Below are 17,216 nucleotides of genomic sequence, written 5' to 3'. Positions count from 1 at the left end.
CGCGCTCGCGCACCCGCTGCGCGTAGTCTCAAAATCAATCCACATGCAGGCCGGAAACCCTTATTCGACAAGGCTCCGGTGACCACATGGGAATACCCCTAATGTCAACCCGAAATGGTTGTTGAGTGTTAAATTGACCTCATAAGAAGGTAAGCGGGATGACGGTCGAGGGGGCTTTTCCTCGTTGTCGCTGCGTCGATACGACATGCGATTCACCGCCTCGGCCACACTCCGCGCCGAAGGGCATTTCAGCCGCGCCAAGGGCGCTGGCGCGGCACCCTCCACTGAGCGATTCGCGGGCAAACCCCAGTTTTTGCACACACATCGCCGGGACCGGTAAAATGTTGGGTTGATCCACGGAAACTTGCCGTGGCGTAGCGGAAGGATTCCCCGAACATGACTGATCTTCGTCTTACCAAGCGGTTTGCAGTAATGCTCGTGGCAGGCGGTCTGGTCGCCGGCTGCGGCACCTCGTCGCCGACCAAACTCGACTACCGGAGCGACTCCCGTTCGAAGCAGGTATCGCTTGCCGTACCGCCGAACATGATCGACGAGACGGCCGATCAGCGTTCGCTGCCGCCGCAGGGCGGCGAAACCTCGCTGTCCACGCTGAAACAGGTGCAGGCGCAGGCGCCGGCCGGAGACGCGTTCACGGTCGTGCCGCCCGTCCAGGGCATCCACATCCAGCGCGACGGCACCGAAAGCTGGCTCGTGCTGGACAACAAGACGCCCAATCAGGCCTGGCCGCAGATTCGCCGTTTCTGGCAGGAGCAGGGCTTCCTGCTCGTCGTCGACCAGCGCGACAGGGGCGTGATGGAAACCGACTGGAACGAAACGCACGCGCAGATCAACGACGGCTTTATCCGCAACACGCTGTCGAAGGCGATGGGCAACAGCTACGTGAGCTCGGAGCGCAACAAGTTCCGCACCCGTCTCGAAGCGGCGCCGAACGGCGGCACCTATGTGTTCGTCAGCCAGAAAGGCATGCGCGAGGCGATTACCGGCACGAACAACGAGTCGACCCAGTGGCAACCCAAGCCGAACGACCCGGCGCTCGAGCAGGAATATCTGAAGCGTCTGATGGCCTCGCTCGCGCGGGCCGATTCGGGTACCAACGCGGGCGGCACGCAGAACGCCGAGCTGTCGCCGGCTGGTGCGCAGATCGCGCCGAATGCGGCGACGGCAGGCGCGAAGTCGGCGTCGGCGGCAGTCGCGGCGCAGAACGTCGCGCTCTCGGCCCAGCAGCCGATGCCTGACGCGGATTCGGCGAACACGTCGGCGCAGGTCTCGTCGACCGAGCTCACGCTCGGCGAGCCGTATGACCGCGCGTGGCTGCGCGTCGGCCTCGCGCTCGATCGCAGCAACTTCACCGTCGACGACCGCGACGCGAGCCGTGGCCTGTACTTCGTGCGCTACGTCGATCCGAAGGATATGTCGTCGGCCGAGCAGGGCTTCTGGAGCCAGGTCTTCCACGGCAAGAAGGAGAAGGTCGCGAAGGAGTATCGCGTGAACGTGCGCGCGGTGACGCCGGACCAGACTCGCGTGGCCGTGGTCGACGACAAGGGGCAGATCGACGAAAGCTCGCAGGCCAAGCAGATCATGAGCTTGATGGCCTATCAGCTGCACTGACACGAGAGCCTCGCGGCCTACGCCGCTGGTTCGACAAAACCGCCCGGAGAAATCCGGGCGGTTTTTTTTCATGCCTGCGGTTTGCCTTGGACGCTACCAATCGGCGCGGCCGCGAACCGTCCCCGTGCGCTCAGGTGTCCGCGCGCCGCGTGCCCACCCACGGCAAGCGCTTGATCACGCCGGTCGCCAACGCGGTGCCGACCAGAATCACCGCGCACCCTTCAAGCATGCCGGGCGACACCGTCTCGCCGAGAAAGAGCGCGCCCCACAGAATGCCGAAGATCGGAATCACGAAGGTCACGGTGATCGCGCGCGTCGGCCCGGCGACCGCAATCAGGTGGAAGAACAGCATGTAGGCGACGCCGGTACAGGCAACGCCTAGCGCGATCACCGCACCCCAGGCGCGCAGCGAGATCGGCGCGGCGGGCCAGTAAATGACCGCGAGCGGCAGCAGCACGATCGTCGCGCCGATCATCGTGCCGGTGGCGACGGTCAGTGCGTCGAGGCCGGTCAGGTGGCGCTTCGTGTAGTTGGCGGCGATGCCGTAGAGCAGCGTCGCGCCGAGCGCGGCGCCCGCCGCGAGCGCGACGCTCAGCGGCGAGGCGGACGAGCCAGCCGGCGCCGCAATCTGATCCCATACGAGCATCAGCACACCGAGAAAGCCAATCAGCAGACCGAGCGTGCGCAGCGCGCTCAGCCGGTCGCGCAGCCACAGGAAGCCGACCAGCGCACCCCACAGCGGCGCGCATGCATTGATCACCGACGTGACGCCCGCCGACAGCGTCAACTCGGCATACGCGAACAGGCAGAACGGCGCCGCCGAATTGAGGATCCCGACCACGAAGAGCGGTAGCGCGCGCGTGCGCAATACCGTGGCGGACTGTTGTAGCGGCCGTCGCGCGATCAGCACGATCGCGAGAAAGAGCGCGCCGATGCCGACGCGCACCGCCATCAGCGGTGCGACGCCGAAGTCGGTCACACCGACGCGGATGAACAGGAATGACGCGCCCCACAGGGCGGCAAGAATCAGCAGTTGCAGGAGGTTTCTGGTTTTCATTGGAATGGCGCCGCGCGCAGTTGAGTCGGGACGACAGCTCATCGTAACAGCGCGATCGCGCGAAACGTTTCAGTGTGGGATGAAACAGCAAGATCCGGGAGACGGCCGCGTCCGCTGATCCCGATCGTAAGCGCTGAGAGGGGATGCGCCAAGCGAGCAATTCTCACCGATATGTGAGAAAAATTGCGATCCGGCGAAACGGCGGTGGGGACGGGATTTCAAACGGCGCCCGCGAGGCGCGGGCGCCGTGCCAAACAATGTGAATTGCATTGCGCCGTGAGTGGCGCAACCTCAATGCGGAATCATCCACTGCAGGAAGTTCTGCTGCGCCCAGACGAGCACGCCGAGCAACACCGTCAGCAGAATCGAGTGCTTGAAGGTCCTCGCGAACACGACGCCTTCCTTGCCCTTCAGTTCGGTGGTCGCGACGCCGGTCGAAATGTTCTGCGGCGAGATCATCTTGCCCATCACCCCGCCCGACGAGTTGGTCGCCGCCATCAGCACCGGACTCAGATTGAGCTGTTTGGCTGCGACCACCTGCAGATTGCCGAACAGCGCATTGCCCGACGTATCGCTTCCCGACAGGAACACCGCGACCCAGCCGAGGAACGCCGACACGAGTGGAAAAAACGGCCCGACCGACGCGACGCCGAGACCGAGCGTGTAGTTGAGTCCCGAGTAGTTCATCAGATACGCGAGGCCCACGATCGTCGCCACGGTCAGGATCGCGATGCGTGTCTGCACCCACGTATCGGAGATCGCCTTGCCGAACTCACCCGGGGAGAGCCGCACGACGAATGCGGTGATGAGTGACGCGACGAGGATCGCGGTGCCAGTCGCGAGCGGCTGGAAGTCCCAGATCGCGCTGTACGGCGTGTTGTACAGCGTGATGAACACGGCCTTGTCGAGACCCGGCCACGGCACCTTGATGTCGCCGATCGTGAAGATCCTTGCGATCGTCCAGACGATCACGACGACCGACACGATGATCCACGGATACCAGCCTTGCGCGCCCCCGATCGTGCCGCGCACCTCGTTGATGCGGTCGACGTTGATCGCGAATTTCGGATCGACGGCGGGCTTCCAGACGCGCAGGAAGGCGACGGTAAGAATCAGCGAAACGAGCGAAGACAACACGTCGGTCAGGCTGTAGTTGACGAAGTTCGAGACGACGAACTGCGTCAGCGCGAAGCTCAGGCCCGACACCACCAGCACCGGCCAGATCCGCAGCATATTGCGAAAGCCTGCGTACACGCCGATCACATAAAAGGGCAGCAGAACCGCAAAGAAAGGCAATTGCCGCCCGACCATTTTCGCGAGCAGGTCGGACGGCAGATGCGTGACCGCGCCGAGCACTGTGATCGGCACGCCGAGCGCGCCGAACGCGACCGGCGCGGTGTTGAAGATCAGCGTGAAGGTCAGCGCTTCGAGCGCCGGAAAGCCGAGCATGATCAGCAGCGAACTCGTGATCGCGACTGGCGTGCCGAAGCCCGAAATGCCCTCGAGCAGCGCGCCGAACGAAAAGCCGACCACGACGAGCACGATGCGCCGGTCGTTCGGCAGGTTGTCGATCATCCACAGGCGAAAGGCCGCGAAGCGGCCTGAGCGTTGCGCGATGTTGTACAGCAGGATCGCGGTGAAGACGATCCACATCACCGGCCAGCACGCGAACACCACGCCAGCCGCGACCGAGTTGAACGCGAGCCCGACCGGAAACTGCCAGACGAAGATTGCCACGATCAGACCGATGATCAGTCCCGCAAGCGACGCCTGCCACGCAGGCCTGCGCGCCCAGCCGAGCAGCGCAAGCACGGCGATGATCGGCAGCGCGGCTACGATAAACGACGGCAAAAGGGAATTACCGACCGGAGTGAGTAGTTGATGGAACATCACGTCTCCTTCGTTGTTGTGTTATTCGACGCGGGGGACTGCGCATGACGGCGCGTCGCTGTAGCACGGCGGACGCGCGCGAGTGGTCTCGACAAAGCGGCGTCGCCTGAGTTAAGCGGGTGCTGCATGAAGCTTTCCAAGGATAGAGCGCCATATTGACGCGTCAAGCCGGGAAAGTACGGGCGGGGTAGGCGCGCCGGCAGCTTAGGTGCCGGCGGGCGCATGCTTCATGACGGGAGAGGCCGCGTCAATGCCAGTGGCCACCCCAGTGGCCACCCCAATGGCCACCCCAATGGCCACCCCAATATCCGCCGATGCCGATCGCGATCGACGGTCCGTAATAGGCGGGATAGCCGTAATAGGCAGGATAAGGATAAACAGGCGGCGGATAGTAGGCGGGATAGACCGGCGGCGCCGCATACACGGGCGCGGGGGCTGCATAACCGGGCGGCAGATCCTGCGGCGCCACCTGCATTTGCGCCTGTGCTTGAGGCGGCTGCTGCGCATTGGCCACGGGTGCGTTCGGGTCGGCTGTAGTCGCGGGCGCGGTCGAATAGTACGGCGTGTAATAGCCGGCGGGATAGTAGCCGGCGGGGTAATAACAGCCTGCCAGCAAGAGGCTCGAGGCGAGTGTGGAAATCTCGGCGGCGGGTCGTGCGAACCTCGCGGAAAACCGGGACGAATCGCGTGGCGTCGAGAGGCGCACCGCGCAAAGATGGGTGACGACGCGGGACTTCATGACGCGCTCCTCGATGAACCGATGCCGCTTCGCACGACATCGTTATCAGGAGCTTACGCTCTTGCCGCGGCGACGCTGTGGCAACACCGCAACCGCGCATTTCAGTCCGTTTCAACGCGGCGGAATAAAAAAGCCCGCCATGCCGGCGGGCTCGATACGGCTGTGCTGGCTCGCGCGAATCACGCAAGCCGCCTATTGCCGCTTATTGGCGCTGATAAATCTCCGCGCCCTGCTTCATGAACTCGATCGACTTCACTTCCATGCCTTTCTTCAGCGCTTCGTCGTCGGTCACGCCCTGTTGCGCGGCGAACTCGCGCACGTCCTGGGTGATCTTCATCGAGCAGAAGTGCGGGCCGCACATCGAGCAGAAGTGCGCGACCTTGGCCGAATCCTTCGGCAGCGTTTCGTCGTGGAATTCGCGCGCCTTGTCCGGGTCGAGACCGAGGTTGAACTGGTCTTCCCAACGGAATTCGAAGCGCGCCTTCGACAGTGCGTTGTCGCGAACCTGCGCGCCCGGATGGCCCTTCGCGAGGTCCGCGGCATGCGCGGCGAGCTTGTACGTGATGATGCCGGTCTTCACGTCGTCCTTGTTCGGCAGGCCGAGGTGTTCCTTCGGCGTCACGTAGCACAGCATCGCGGTGCCGAACCAGCCGATCATCGCAGCGCCAATGCCCGAGGTGATGTGGTCGTAGCCTGGTGCGATGTCGGTAGTGAGCGGCCCGAGCGTGTAGAACGGCGCTTCGTCGCACCAGTCGAGCTGCAGGTCCATGTTCTCCTTGATCAGCTGCATCGGCACATGGCCCGGGCCTTCGATCATGACCTGCACGTCATGCTTCCACGCGATCTGCGTCAGCTCGCCGAGCGTCTTCAGCTCGCCCAGTTGCGCTTCGTCGTTGGCGTCGTAAATCGAGCCGGGACGCAGACCGTCGCCGAGCGAGAAGGCCACGTCGTACGCCTTCATGATTTCGCAGATCTCTTCGAAATGCTCGTACAGGAAGCTTTCCTTGTGATGCGCGAGACACCACTTGGCCATGATCGAACCGCCGCGCGACACGATGCCGGTCATCCGGTTCGCCGTCAGCGGCACGTATTGCAGACGCACGCCCGCGTGGATCGTGAAGTAGTCGACGCCCTGCTCAGCCTGTTCAATGAGCGTGTCGCGGAAGATTTCCCACGTCAGATCTTCGGCCTTGCCGTTGACCTTTTCGAGCGCCTGATAGATCGGCACCGTGCCGATCGGCACCGGGCTGTTGCGAATGATCCATTCGCGCGTTTCATGAATATGCTTGCCGGTCGACAGATCCATCACCGTGTCGCCGCCCCAGCGGATCGCCCACGTCATCTTGTCGACTTCCTCGCCGATCGACGACGTCACCGCCGAATTGCCGATGTTCGCATTGACCTTCACGAGGAAGTTGCGGCCGATGATCATCGGCTCGCTTTCCGGGTGATTGATGTTGTTCGGGATGATCGCGCGGCCGCGTGCGATTTCCTCGCGCACGAACTCCGCCGTGATTTCGGTCAGTCCGTTCGGACCGAAGGCGCTCGCGCCGAACGCCTGCCCCGGGTGCTGACGGCCCATCATCGCGGCGAGCTTCGCGCCGTTCGGGCCGCTCGTCTTCAGGGTCTCCAGATACTCGGCGCGACGCTGGTTCTCGCGAATCGCGATGTATTCCATTTCTGGCGTGATGATGCCTTGCTTCGCGTAGTGCATCTGCGTCACGTTTTTGCCGGCGATCGCACGGCGCGGCGTGCGATGCAGGCCCGGAAAGCGCAGCTGCGCGGTGGCCGGATCGGCGGCGCGCTCGCGGCTGAAGCTGCTCGACAGACCGGTCAACGGCTCGGTGTCGCCGCGCTCCTCGATCCACGCCTGGCGCAGCGCGGGCAGACCCGCGCGGATGTCGATCTTCGCGTCCGGGTCGGAATAGGGGCCTGACGTGTCGTACACGTAGATCGGTGGATTCTTTTCGCCGCCGAAGCTGTCGGGCGTGTCGGCCTGCGAGATTTCGCGCATCGGCACACGGATATCGGGGCGCGAGCCCGTCACGTAGACCTTACGCGAATTCGGCAACGGTGCGACGGCCGCCTCGTCCACGTGGGCTTCGGCGGAAATAAACTTCGGATTGGCGTTCATGCAAGTCTCCGTACAAAGTGGGGCGGCTAAGCAGGAGACTGAGATGGAAGTGGTCGGAAATCGCGCAGAGGTGAGGCTGTAGAGGCTGGGGGCGAAATCCGTACGCTTCCCTGCGCTGGCATTATCCAGATCAGGTTCAAAGGGTATTTCTCACCCACGCAACACGGACCTCCAGCTCCGCGCTACGCAGGACCCCCGCGTTAGCAGCGCACACGATACACTGCCGGCCCGCTGTTTGGCAACCTGTCTACAGGGTTCAAAAGATCATTCGGTTGCAATCAGATACGTCCTATTCTTATTTTGAGATTGCGTCGAGCAGAACAACTTACAGCGAAGGAACAAGCGGCTTACAGGGAAAAATTGTCGGCGGCTTCGGACTGAGACAGGATTTTGTCGCGCTTGGGCACATTCTGGTCGCCGCTGGTCGGCAGGAAACCGGATGGCCTCGCCGCGGCGCGCGCGGGGCAGCAAGGCCGGCCCGCGAGACTTCTTCATGATCAGCACTCCGGATCGATCGATAAAGCAAATCCGCGTGCAACGACCTATGCGGGGTCGAAGCGTTCAAGCCAGTCAGAAGATTGCCGTTACAGCATGTGCAGTGAAGGCCGCCCTCCAGCGAAGCGATTCGCTGGAGGGTGCGTGAATGGCGCGAGGCGACTCGAGCCGATCGACAGGAGGGGGGCGCATGAGAGCGGAAAGAAGACGGTGGCAAACGTTCGGTCGCACAGTTGCGGTGGCGGCATGGCTCGCCACACCGCTGGCGGTGTCGGCGGCGTCGACGGCGACGGGTGGGGTGATCCGGTTCGTGGGGATGGTCGTCGCACCGCCGATGCAGATCAACGTGGAAACGGCGCCCGCTGGCGTCGCTGTCGATAGCGCGAGCGTGGCGGGTCAGCGCTTCTCGCGCACGGTGACGTTCAGCGCGTCGCCGGGCGTCGTCGGCGGGGCGGATGTCGCGCTGGAAGTGAACGGCAACACGCCGTCGCGCGATCTGGTGGCGGCGCGTTTCGTCGACGGCGCCGGGCGCGTCCAGTCGGCCCGCGACGGCCACTATGCGGTCGATCGCGCCGGCGGTATGCTGTCGCTGAACGCGAAACGCACCGATATCGACACGCGCGTGACGGTGGTGGTCAGTTACAACTGAGTCGAGGGCGAGCTTTTTGCAGGCTCACCCTACGCCGGAAAAAAATTAAAAAAGCTTGTCATAACCAGCCGCGCGGTTCGACAAACGTGCAGATCACGATCGGAGCACGTTATGTCGGCCGCGCACAATCGCTCGAACCATCAACGCTTCAGGACTTTTTTTGCCCCCGCTGTCGCGCTGGCGCTTCTTCTGCTGAACGGTTTTGGCATCAGTGCGGCCTCGGCGGCCGATCCCGTCTGCGCCGCGCGCAGTCCCGCGCATCGGGTGGCGCTCGTCGAGCTGTACAGCAGCGAGGGTTGTGATAGCTGCCCGCCCGCCGACCGCTGGCTCGGTCAATTGAAAACCGATGGCGCCGCGCACGGCATCGTGCCGCTCGCACTGCACGTCGACTACTGGAACAGCCTGGGCTGGACCGACCGCTTTTCACAGCATCGCTTCACCGAACGTCAGCAGACGCTGACCCGGCTCGCGGGCGCGAATACGATCTACACGCCGGAAGTGTTCGTCGCGGGCCGCGAGCTGCGCGACTGGTCGCAACGCGACAGCTTCGAGCGCCGCATCGACGAAGTCGTCGCCGAACCCGCGCAGGCGAGCGTCGCGCTCGCGTTGAGCCCGCATGCGCCCGGCGCGTTCGATGTCGACGCGCAGTTCACGAGTACGGCCGCCTCCACCGCGGGCTCGCTGAGCGCCTATCTCGCCGTCTATGAGAACGCGCTGACCTCGCAGGTCGGCGCGGGAGAAAACCGCGGTGCGACGTTGCATCACGAACGCGTCGTACGCGCATGGTTCGGTCCGGTGCCTCTCGTCGAGGGGCATGCGCGGATTCATCAGGACCTCGACGTACACGATGCGACCGGCGACGCGAAGCCCGCCGCGCTTGCCAACGCCGCCGCCGACCGCTTTGGCGTGGTCGCGTTCGTCGAAAGCGACGCGAGCGGCGAAGTGCTGCAAGCGGCCGACCTTCCCGCGTGCCGTTGATCGAGATCGAGGAGAACCCCATGGCCACGTCCCACACCTTGCGCCCCGGTGCACCCGCCGCGCCCGCCGTACCGAAGCGCGGCGTCATTCACCCGCTGTGGCTGCGCATCACGCATTGGCTCAATGCGCTCGCGGCGATCGTGATGATGCTGTCGGGCTGGCGCATCTACGACGCCTCGCCGATTTTCCCGGCGTTCAGTTTTCCGACCGCGATCACGCTCGGCGGCTGGCTCGGCGGCGCGCTGCAATGGCACTTCGCGGCGATGTGGCTGCTGGTGTTCAACGGCCTCGTGTATCTCTCGCTGAATTTCGCGAGCGGACGCTTCGTGCGCAAGTTCCTGCCGCTGACACCGCGCGCGGTGCTGCGCGATTTCGTCGCCGCCTTGCGCGGCAAGCTGGCTCACGACGATCTGCGCGTCTACAACGCGGTGCAGAAGTTTGCCTATCTGTTCGTGATCGTCGATCTGATCGTGCTCGTGCTGTCGGGGCTCGCGATCTGGAAGTCGGTGCAGTTTCCGCTGCTGCGCGAACTGATGGGCGGCTACGACAACGCGCGCGTCGTGCACTTCAGCGCGATGTCGCTACTGGCTGCGTTTCTTGCCGTGCATCTGGCGATGGTCGCGCTCGTGCCGCGCTCGCTGCTGGCGATGCTGCGTGGACGCTGAGGCGCTTGCGACGATGCTGATGAAAGTGAAGCGCGAATTTATTATGGATGACGAATCATGAACAAGCCCATTGAAAAAGCAGCGGACGATTCCACGCGGCGGGGCAGCCAAACGCTGGACCGCGCGTCGATCCTGATCGATGCGAAGCGCGAACTCACGATGCCGTCGCGGCGCCTGTTCGGCAAGCAGCTATTGACGCTCGGTGGCCTGTCGATGCTGACCGGTTGCTCGCTGACCGACGACGCCTCCGTCAACCACTTCCTCACCGCGGTGTCGCGGCTGAACGATCTCGCGCAGGCCGCGCTGTTCGATCCGAAGCTGCTCGCACCGACCTACACCGAAGCGCAGATCACGCGGCCGTTTCCGTTCAACGCGTACTACAGCGTCGATGAGGTGCCGCACGTCGACGGCTCCGACTACCGGCTGAAGCTGAGCGGCCTCGTGACCGGCCAGCGCGTGTGGACGCTGCCCGAGCTGTACGCGCTGCCGCACGCCGAGCAGATCACGAGGCATATCTGCGTCGAAGGCTGGAGCGCGATCGGCCGCTGGGGCGGCACGCCGTTCGCCGAGTTTTTGCGGCGTGTCGGCGCGGATACGACGGCGAAGTACGTCGGCTTCAAATGCGCGGACGACTACTACGAAAGCATCGACATGCCGACCGCTTTGCATCCCCAGACGCTGCTGACGTTTTCCTACGACGGCGAGCGGCTGCCCGAGAAATACGGCTATCCGATGAAGCTGCGGATGCCGACCAAGCTCGGCTACAAGAATCCGAAGCACATCGTTGAAATATTTGTCACCAACACGTTTCCCGGCGGCTATTGGGTCGACCAGGGCTACAACTGGTTCGGAGGCTCCTGACGCATGCGGGCGCACGCTCGCTTACGGCAGCGGCTTCGGAAGCACGCCGGCTCACGCCGGTTTTGATTCATTCACCATTAACGGAGTCATCTCATGAAGAAAATTGCAATCACCACGATCGCGTTGCTGATGCTGGCAGGCAGCGGCACGGCCTTCGCGCAGGCGAGCGGCGCGATGTCCAACGATGCGATGTCGAAAGACGCGATGTCCAAAGACAGCATGTCGAAGGACAGCATGAAAAAGGACACGATGAAACACGATAAGATGAAAAAGGGCGACGACGCGACGGGCATGAAACACGAGGCGTCGGGCACGATGGGCAACTGAGTCGCGAGCCTGTTTAGCGATCCTGCCGATGCGCGGCCGCGCATCGAAGGGAGTCCAAACTGAATGCAAGCCGGGGACGCGTCCCCGGCTTTTCTTTTGCAGGAACACCAAAAAATTACGATTCTGTCGCGCGACGCACCCGGCGCTTACTGCATAATGCGGTGCGCGCCGCGCATTGCGGCCAGGTTGCGTCGTGTCATTTTGACCGACGCTGCCGCGTCAGCCGCTTTTGGCGCTTCCAGCGCCGCCCATCGTCTTACCGTTCCACCGACATGTCCGCCAGCCTCGCCCGTCAGTGCGCATCGCCGATGCGCTGCCCGCCATCCCGCCCGAGAGGCATCGACGCAGGCGCGGCGCCTCGCGGGCATCGAGCGCGTCGCGAGGGTCGAGTGGCGACGGCGGGCTGAACGCATGTCGCTGCAACGTTCCGGTTTATCTCCGCGTGGCTGGCCGCTGCGTCTGCCGCAGTCGTACAACGGCCAGATCGCGCTCGCGCTTGCCGTCGTTTATCTTGTGTGGGGCTCGACGTATCTCGGGGTGCACGTCGCGCTCGGCTCGTTTCCGCCGCTCATGCTGTCGGGCTTGCGCAACCTGTTCGCCGGCATGGGTCTGTTCGTGTTTGCCGCGCGTCGCAAGCCGATCTGGCCGAGCCTCCCCGAAATCCGCAACGCGGCCCTCGTCGGCACGATGCTGGTGGGCCTGTCGAGCGGCATGCTCGCCTACGGCATGCGCACGGTCGGCACCGGCACCGCGGCCGTGATGGTCGCGACCGTGCCGCTGTTCGCGGCCGTGATCGCCGCCGTCGCCGGACGCAAGATCGGCGGGGGCGAATGGTTCGCGGTCGGGCTCGGGCTAGTCGGCATCGTGATTCTGAGTCACGGCGACCGGACGCCGGGCTCGGGCGCCGGCACGCTCGCGATTCTGTGCGGCGCGCTGTTCTGGGCCGGTGGCGCGCATCTGGCCGGGCAGCTGAAGCTGCCGTCGGACCTGTTTGTGTCGACCGCGCTGCAGATCGGCCTCGGCGGCGCGATCTCGACGCTGGTCGCGTTGGCGGCGGGCGAGCGGATGCTCGAGCTGCATTTCCTGCCGCTCGTCGCGTTTCTCTATCTGATGCTGATCGGCACGATGGCCGCGTGGGTCGCGTACGGTTTTCTGATTCGCCACACGAGCCCGATTATTGCGAGCAGCTGCATGTACGTGAATCCGGTCGTCGCGGTCGCGTTGGGGGCGCTAGTGCTCGGGGAGCCGATCACGCGCTCGATGGTGATCGCGACGATCGTGATTCTGATCAGCGTCGGTTTGTCGTTCTGGTTCGATTACCAGAATAAGGACACGGTGTAGGGCCGGCGCGGTTCCCGTCGAACCGCGCGCCCACTCTCACAGTCCCGCCGCCAGCTCCGCGCCCTCGCGGATCGCGCGCTTCGCATCGAGCTCGGTCGCGAGCTTCGCACCGCCGATCACATGAAAACGCGGAGCGCCGCTGCTGGGGTTGCCGTCGAGCGTCGACGGCAACAGCTCGCGCAACGACTCCTGCCCCGCGCACACGACGATCGTATCGACGTCGAGCCATTCGTCGACTCCATCGCGCGCGATTCTCAGACCGCGCGCGCTGATCTCCTGATACTCGACGCCGCCGAGCATCTGCACGCCATTCCTCGCAAGCGTCGCGCGATGCACCCAGCCCGACGTCTTGCCGAGCCCCGCGCCGAGCTTGCCGGCCTTGCGCTGCAAGAGCCAGATCTGCCGCACCGGTTGCGCGGGGGCAGGCGGCTTGAGGCCGCCACGTTCGCGCACCGCGAGGTCGATGCCCCATTCATCGAGCCATGTGTCGCGCGGCACCGGCAGCGGCTCGCCCGCGCGATGCAACAAAAATTCGCAGACGTCGAAGCCGATCCCGCCCGCGCCGATCACCGCGACACGAGCGCCGACCGCCGCGCCGCGCAGCACCTCGACATACGACAGCACGTTGGGCCCGTCGATGCCCGCAATCGCCGGCCGCCGCGGCACGATGCCGGTCGCGACGATGACGTCGTCGTAGGCGCCCGCGGCAAGCAGCGCGGCATCGACGCGCGTGCCGAGCCGCACGTCGACGCGATGGCGCTGCAACTGGCTGTGGAAATAGCGGATCGTCTCGCTGAACTCTTCCTTGCCCGGCACCCGCATCGCGAGATTGAACTGGCCGCCGAGCGTATCGCTCGCCTCGAACAGCGTCACGCGATGCCCGCGCGAGGCCGCCACCGTCGCGGCCGATAGCCCCGCCGGCCCCGCGCCGACCACCGCGATCGAGCGCGCGGCTTGCGGGCCCGCGAGCGGCCGGTAGACGAGCTCGGTTTCGCGTCCCGCGCGCGGATTGACGAGACAGCTTGCGCGCTGATTCCTGAACGTGTGATCGAGGCAGGCCTGATTGCAGGCGATGCAGGTGTTGATTTCGTGCGCGCGGTCCTCGGCGGTCTTTAGCACGAACTCGGGATCGGCGAGCAGCGGCCGCGCCATCGACACCAGATCGGCCGAGCCGCCGGCGATCAGCGCTTCGGCCATCTCGGGCGTGTTGATGCGATTCGACGCGATCACGGGTACGGTGACCGCGGCCTTCAGGCGCGCGCTCAGCGAAGCGAACGCCGCGCGCGGCACCGAGGTCACGATGGTCGGCACGCGGGCCTCGTGCCAGCCGATGCCGGTATTGAAGATCGTCACGCCGGCCGCTTCGAGCGCCTGGGCGACCTGCACGGTTTCCTCCCACGTATTGCCGCCTTCAACCAGATCGATCAGCGACAGCCGGTACACGACGATGAAGCGCTCGCCACATTCGGCACGCACGCGCTCGACGATCTCGCGCGCGAGTCGCATGCGATTTTCGATGCTGCCGCCGTATCGATCGGTGCGACGGTTCGTGCGCGGGCACAGGAACTGGTTCAGCAGATAGCCTTCGCTGCCCATGATCTCGACGCCGTCGTAGCCCGCGCGTTGCGCGAGCCGTGCACAGCGCGCGTAGTCGCGCACGGTTCTGTCGATGCCGGCGAGCGTCAGCGCGCGCGGCTTGAATCTGGAAATGGGCGACTTCAATGCGGACGCGGACACGACGAAGGGCTGATAGCCATAACGGCCCGCGTGCAGGATCTGCAGCGCGATCTTGCCGCCTTCCGCATGCACGGCTTCGGTCACGAGCCGGTGATTGCGCAGATCGAACACCGAGTTCAGCGTGCCGCCGAACGGCAGCAGCCAGCCCTGACGGTTCGGCGAAATGCCGCCGGTGATGATCAGGCCGACGCCGCCTTTCGCGCGCTCGCGAAAATACGCGGCCAGTTGCGGGTAATGCCAGAAGCGGTCTTCCATGCCCGTGTGCATCGAACCCATCACGACGCGATTGCGCAGACGTGTGAATCCCAGGTCGAGCTCGGCGAGTAAGTGTTGGTAGGGCATGCAGGGGCCTGTGTAGGTGTGGAGCCGCACGAACGATACACCGCGCGGCGGGCCCGAGCGCCGAGGAAAAATTCTAAAGCGCCGCAATCCGTTCAGGAAAACCCGCCGCGGCATCCCGCGACGGGTTCTCCAGACGCTGCTGGCGGATGCCGGCTTATTTCGCCTTTTCCGCCTCGTTCGTCAGGGCATGGCCGCCCTTCGAAATATCTTCGCCGGCCCCCGCCATCGTATTGCACCCGGTGACAAGCATCGCGGTTCCCGCGAGCACAAGCAAAGCGATCAGTCGCGTCATGAAAGTTCTCCTTGTCGAGAATGCATCGGTTGAGGTGGTCCGACCGGGGCGCCAGTCGATCAGGTGTCGATCCGGTATCGAGCCCGCCTGATTGCATGGTAAAAAAGGCGGGAGCGGCGCGCGTAACCTCGTTGTAACAAAATGTGAGCGGATTCTTACGTGAGAAACGGCGAGTGTCGGAATGCGCGCGGCGCGGCGTAGCGATAGCATGGACCCGATGTTCATCCAACGTTTCGGGAGGAAGCCATCATGTTGAAGTGGGCACTGTTCTTCGCGATCATCGCGGTGATCGCGGGTCTTCTCGGCTTTACCGGCATTGCGGCCGGCGCGGCGGCGATCGCGAAGTTCCTGTTCTTCGCTTTCCTCGTACTGTGCGTGGTGTTCCTTGTGCTGGGCTTCGTGGTGACGAAGAAAATGATCGATTAGCACGGCCCATCGCAGTGGCGGCAAACCGCGGATTCATAGCAGGCGAGCGGTTTGCTCGTAGCCGATTCCAGGTCAACAAACGGGAGAAGCGCGATGCTTCACTATGCCGTCGTCTTCTTCGTGATTGCGATCATCGCAGCCGTGTTCGGTTTTACCGGCATCGCGTCCGGCGCGGCCGACATCGCGAAGATCCTGTTCTACATCTTCATCGTCGTGTTCGTGGTCACGTTGCTGCTCGGCTTGTTCCGGGCGTAGCTGCCCTCGTCGCGACTGGTGATCCTGCGCTTAATTCCCCGCCCGGGCCGGCAACCGCAAATGATTCCACGCACCGAGCGCGGCAAACCCGACGCCCGCGATACTGACGCCGATCCACCCGAACACCGGCCACACGATCGCGCCGACACCCGAACCCAGCGCCCCGCCGATGAAATACGCGACCATGTACACGGTATTCACGCGGCTGCGCGCATCGGGCTTCAACGCATAGATGCGCGACTGATTCGAAATCTGCGCGGCCTGCACCCCGATGTCGAGGATGATCACACCGACCACGAGCCCCGCAATGCTCTTCGCCGACGCGCCAAAAATCACGAACGCGATGACGACCAGGACCAGCGACACGGTGATGATCGCGCGCGGTCCACGCCGGTCTGCGAACTTGCCGGCGAGCGGCGCGGCCATCGCGCCCGCCGCGCCGACGATGCCGAACAGCCCCGCCGCCTGCGGCCCGAGATGAAACGGCGCACCCGCGAGCAGCAACGCGAGCACCGACCAGAAAATGCTGAACGCCGCGAACAACGCCGCACCGGTTAGCGACGCCTCACGCAGCGCGCGGTGCTCGGTCACGAGATGCCACATCGACACGAGCAGCTTGCCGTACCGCAGCGTGGAGGTCGGCTGGCTCTTCGGCAAACGCAGAATGATGACGACCGCGAGCGCGAGCAGCGCGACGACCGATGCGCCGAATACCGAGCGCCAGCCGAAGTATTCGGCGACGATGCCAGCCGCGGTCCGCGCGAGCAGGATGCCGAGCAGCAGGCCGCTCATCACGGTGCCGACCGCATGGCCGCGCTCGGACGGCGGCGCGAGTTCGGCCGCGAACGGCACGGCCTGTTGCGCGATCGTCGCGAGCACGCCGATCGCGAGACTTGCGACGATCAGCACCGCGAGCGTCGGCGCCGACGCCGCGATGACGAGCGCGACGCACATCGCGGCGATCTGCAGCAGGATCAACAGACGCCGGTCGAAGCGATCGCCGAGCGGCGCGAGCAGCAGCATGCCGGCCGCGTAGCCGAGCTGCGTGACGGCCGGCACCGCGCCGACCCATGACGCGCTGCCCGGAAACGACTGCCGGAAGTTGTCGAGTAACGGCTGGTTGTAATAGATGTTCGCAACCGAGATACCGGCGATCGTCGCGAGCAGCAGCAACAGGCCGCGCAGTGATCGGGTGGAGGAAGCGGACGGGGAAGTGGAGGCGTCGGAACTGGACATGACAGAGGCGGATCGACGGACCGGCCCATGCACGATCCTCAAGCGTGCCGATCATACCGGAGCTACGGGGTTCGTGCTGACGGCCGGCGGCCGACGACGCTCGCCGGCAATCCGGAACGCCGGACGGCGACGCTGGCCCGCGCGTCAGGTCTCAGACTGTTGC

Annotated in this window: 16 protein-coding genes and 1 riboswitch; of the genes, 9 read left to right on the top strand and 7 right to left on the bottom strand. The window is 64.5% G+C overall.

Going from position 1 to position 17,216, the window contains the following annotated elements; genetic code table 11:
- Positions 1 to 396 precede the first annotated feature (396 nt).
- Complete coding sequence (gene bamC, locus L0U81_RS10215) at positions 397 to 1,629, top strand: outer membrane protein assembly factor BamC (protein WP_233802277.1); 1,233 nt, start codon at positions 397 to 399, stop codon at positions 1,627 to 1,629.
- Between the two features lie 130 nt (positions 1,630 to 1,759).
- Here bamC and L0U81_RS10210 read toward each other — a convergent pair whose 3' ends face one another.
- The 4 genes from L0U81_RS10210 to thiC form a co-directional block, all read right to left on the bottom strand.
- Positions 1,760 to 2,686: a DMT family transporter gene (locus L0U81_RS10210; RefSeq protein WP_233802275.1), complete on the bottom strand. Its 927-nt coding sequence runs from the start codon at positions 2,684 to 2,686 to the stop codon at positions 1,760 to 1,762.
- A gap of 291 nt (positions 2,687 to 2,977) precedes the next feature.
- A complete protein-coding gene (locus L0U81_RS10205; protein WP_233802273.1) occupies positions 2,978 to 4,576 on the bottom strand; it encodes an L-lactate permease in 1,599 nt (532 codons plus the stop codon).
- Positions 4,577 to 4,823: 247 nt separating this feature from the next.
- Entirely contained in the window at positions 4,824 to 5,315 is a 492-nt protein-coding gene (locus tag L0U81_RS10200) for a hypothetical protein (protein WP_233802271.1), read from the bottom strand.
- A gap of 202 nt (positions 5,316 to 5,517) precedes the next feature.
- Positions 5,518 to 7,449 (bottom strand): phosphomethylpyrimidine synthase ThiC, encoded by a 1,932-nt coding sequence (thiC, locus tag L0U81_RS10195; RefSeq protein WP_233802269.1) that lies wholly within the window; start codon positions 7,447 to 7,449, stop codon positions 5,518 to 5,520.
- Positions 7,450 to 7,538: 89 nt separating this feature from the next.
- A riboswitch (TPP riboswitch) is annotated at positions 7,539 to 7,656 on the bottom strand.
- 478 nt (positions 7,657 to 8,134) lie between these two features.
- Between thiC and L0U81_RS10190 the strand changes: the two genes are divergently transcribed.
- The 6 genes from L0U81_RS10190 (at position 8,135) to L0U81_RS10165 (ending at position 12,765) form a co-directional block, all read left to right on the top strand.
- Complete coding sequence (locus L0U81_RS10190; protein WP_233802267.1) at positions 8,135 to 8,593, top strand: hypothetical protein; 459 nt, start codon at positions 8,135 to 8,137, stop codon at positions 8,591 to 8,593.
- A 111-nt stretch (positions 8,594 to 8,704) separates the two neighbouring features.
- Entirely contained in the window at positions 8,705 to 9,571 is an 867-nt protein-coding gene (locus tag L0U81_RS10185; RefSeq protein WP_233802265.1) for a DUF1223 domain-containing protein, read from the top strand.
- Positions 9,572 to 9,591: 20 nt separating this feature from the next.
- Entirely contained in the window at positions 9,592 to 10,236 is a 645-nt protein-coding gene (locus L0U81_RS10180; RefSeq protein ID WP_233802263.1) for a cytochrome b/b6 domain-containing protein, read from the top strand.
- Positions 10,237 to 10,293: 57 nt separating this feature from the next.
- Positions 10,294 to 11,097, top strand: coding sequence for a molybdopterin-dependent oxidoreductase (locus L0U81_RS10175; RefSeq protein ID WP_233802261.1), 804 nt, complete (start codon positions 10,294 to 10,296; stop codon positions 11,095 to 11,097).
- 93 nt (positions 11,098 to 11,190) lie between these two features.
- Positions 11,191 to 11,424: a pentapeptide MXKDX repeat protein gene (locus L0U81_RS10170; protein WP_233802259.1), complete on the top strand. Its 234-nt coding sequence runs from the start codon at positions 11,191 to 11,193 to the stop codon at positions 11,422 to 11,424.
- Positions 11,425 to 11,835: 411 nt separating this feature from the next.
- Positions 11,836 to 12,765, top strand: a complete 930-nt coding sequence (locus L0U81_RS10165) for an EamA family transporter (RefSeq protein WP_233802257.1) — start codon at positions 11,836 to 11,838, stop codon at positions 12,763 to 12,765.
- Positions 12,766 to 12,801: 36 nt separating this feature from the next.
- Here the strand turns inward: L0U81_RS10165 and L0U81_RS10160 are convergent, their stop codons facing one another.
- Positions 12,802 to 14,844 (bottom strand): NADPH-dependent 2,4-dienoyl-CoA reductase, encoded by a 2,043-nt coding sequence (locus tag L0U81_RS10160; RefSeq protein WP_233802255.1) that lies wholly within the window; start codon positions 14,842 to 14,844, stop codon positions 12,802 to 12,804.
- Between the two features lie 154 nt (positions 14,845 to 14,998).
- Entirely contained in the window at positions 14,999 to 15,136 is a 138-nt protein-coding gene (locus L0U81_RS10155) for an entericidin A/B family lipoprotein (protein ID WP_230564137.1), read from the bottom strand.
- Positions 15,137 to 15,385: 249 nt separating this feature from the next.
- On the opposite strand from L0U81_RS10155, the gene L0U81_RS10150 reads away from it, so the two are divergent.
- Positions 15,386 to 15,562, top strand: coding sequence for a DUF1328 family protein (locus L0U81_RS10150; RefSeq protein WP_233802253.1), 177 nt, complete (start codon positions 15,386 to 15,388; stop codon positions 15,560 to 15,562).
- Positions 15,563 to 15,655: 93 nt separating this feature from the next.
- Positions 15,656 to 15,817 (top strand): DUF1328 domain-containing protein, encoded by a 162-nt coding sequence (locus L0U81_RS10145; RefSeq protein WP_233802251.1) that lies wholly within the window; start codon positions 15,656 to 15,658, stop codon positions 15,815 to 15,817.
- Between the two features lie 30 nt (positions 15,818 to 15,847).
- On the opposite strand, the gene L0U81_RS10140 is transcribed toward L0U81_RS10145, so the two are convergent.
- Positions 15,848 to 17,053, bottom strand: coding sequence for an MFS transporter (locus L0U81_RS10140; RefSeq protein ID WP_233802249.1), 1,206 nt, complete (start codon positions 17,051 to 17,053; stop codon positions 15,848 to 15,850).
- Positions 17,054 to 17,216: the final 163 nt, after the last annotated feature.

Origin of the sequence: Paraburkholderia sp. HP33-1 (assembly GCF_021390595.1) — a bacterium.
Classification (GTDB): Bacteria; Pseudomonadota; Gammaproteobacteria; order Burkholderiales; family Burkholderiaceae; genus Paraburkholderia.
The sequence above is the reverse complement of the archived record's forward strand: the minus strand, read 5'-3'. Positions and strand labels throughout refer to the sequence as shown.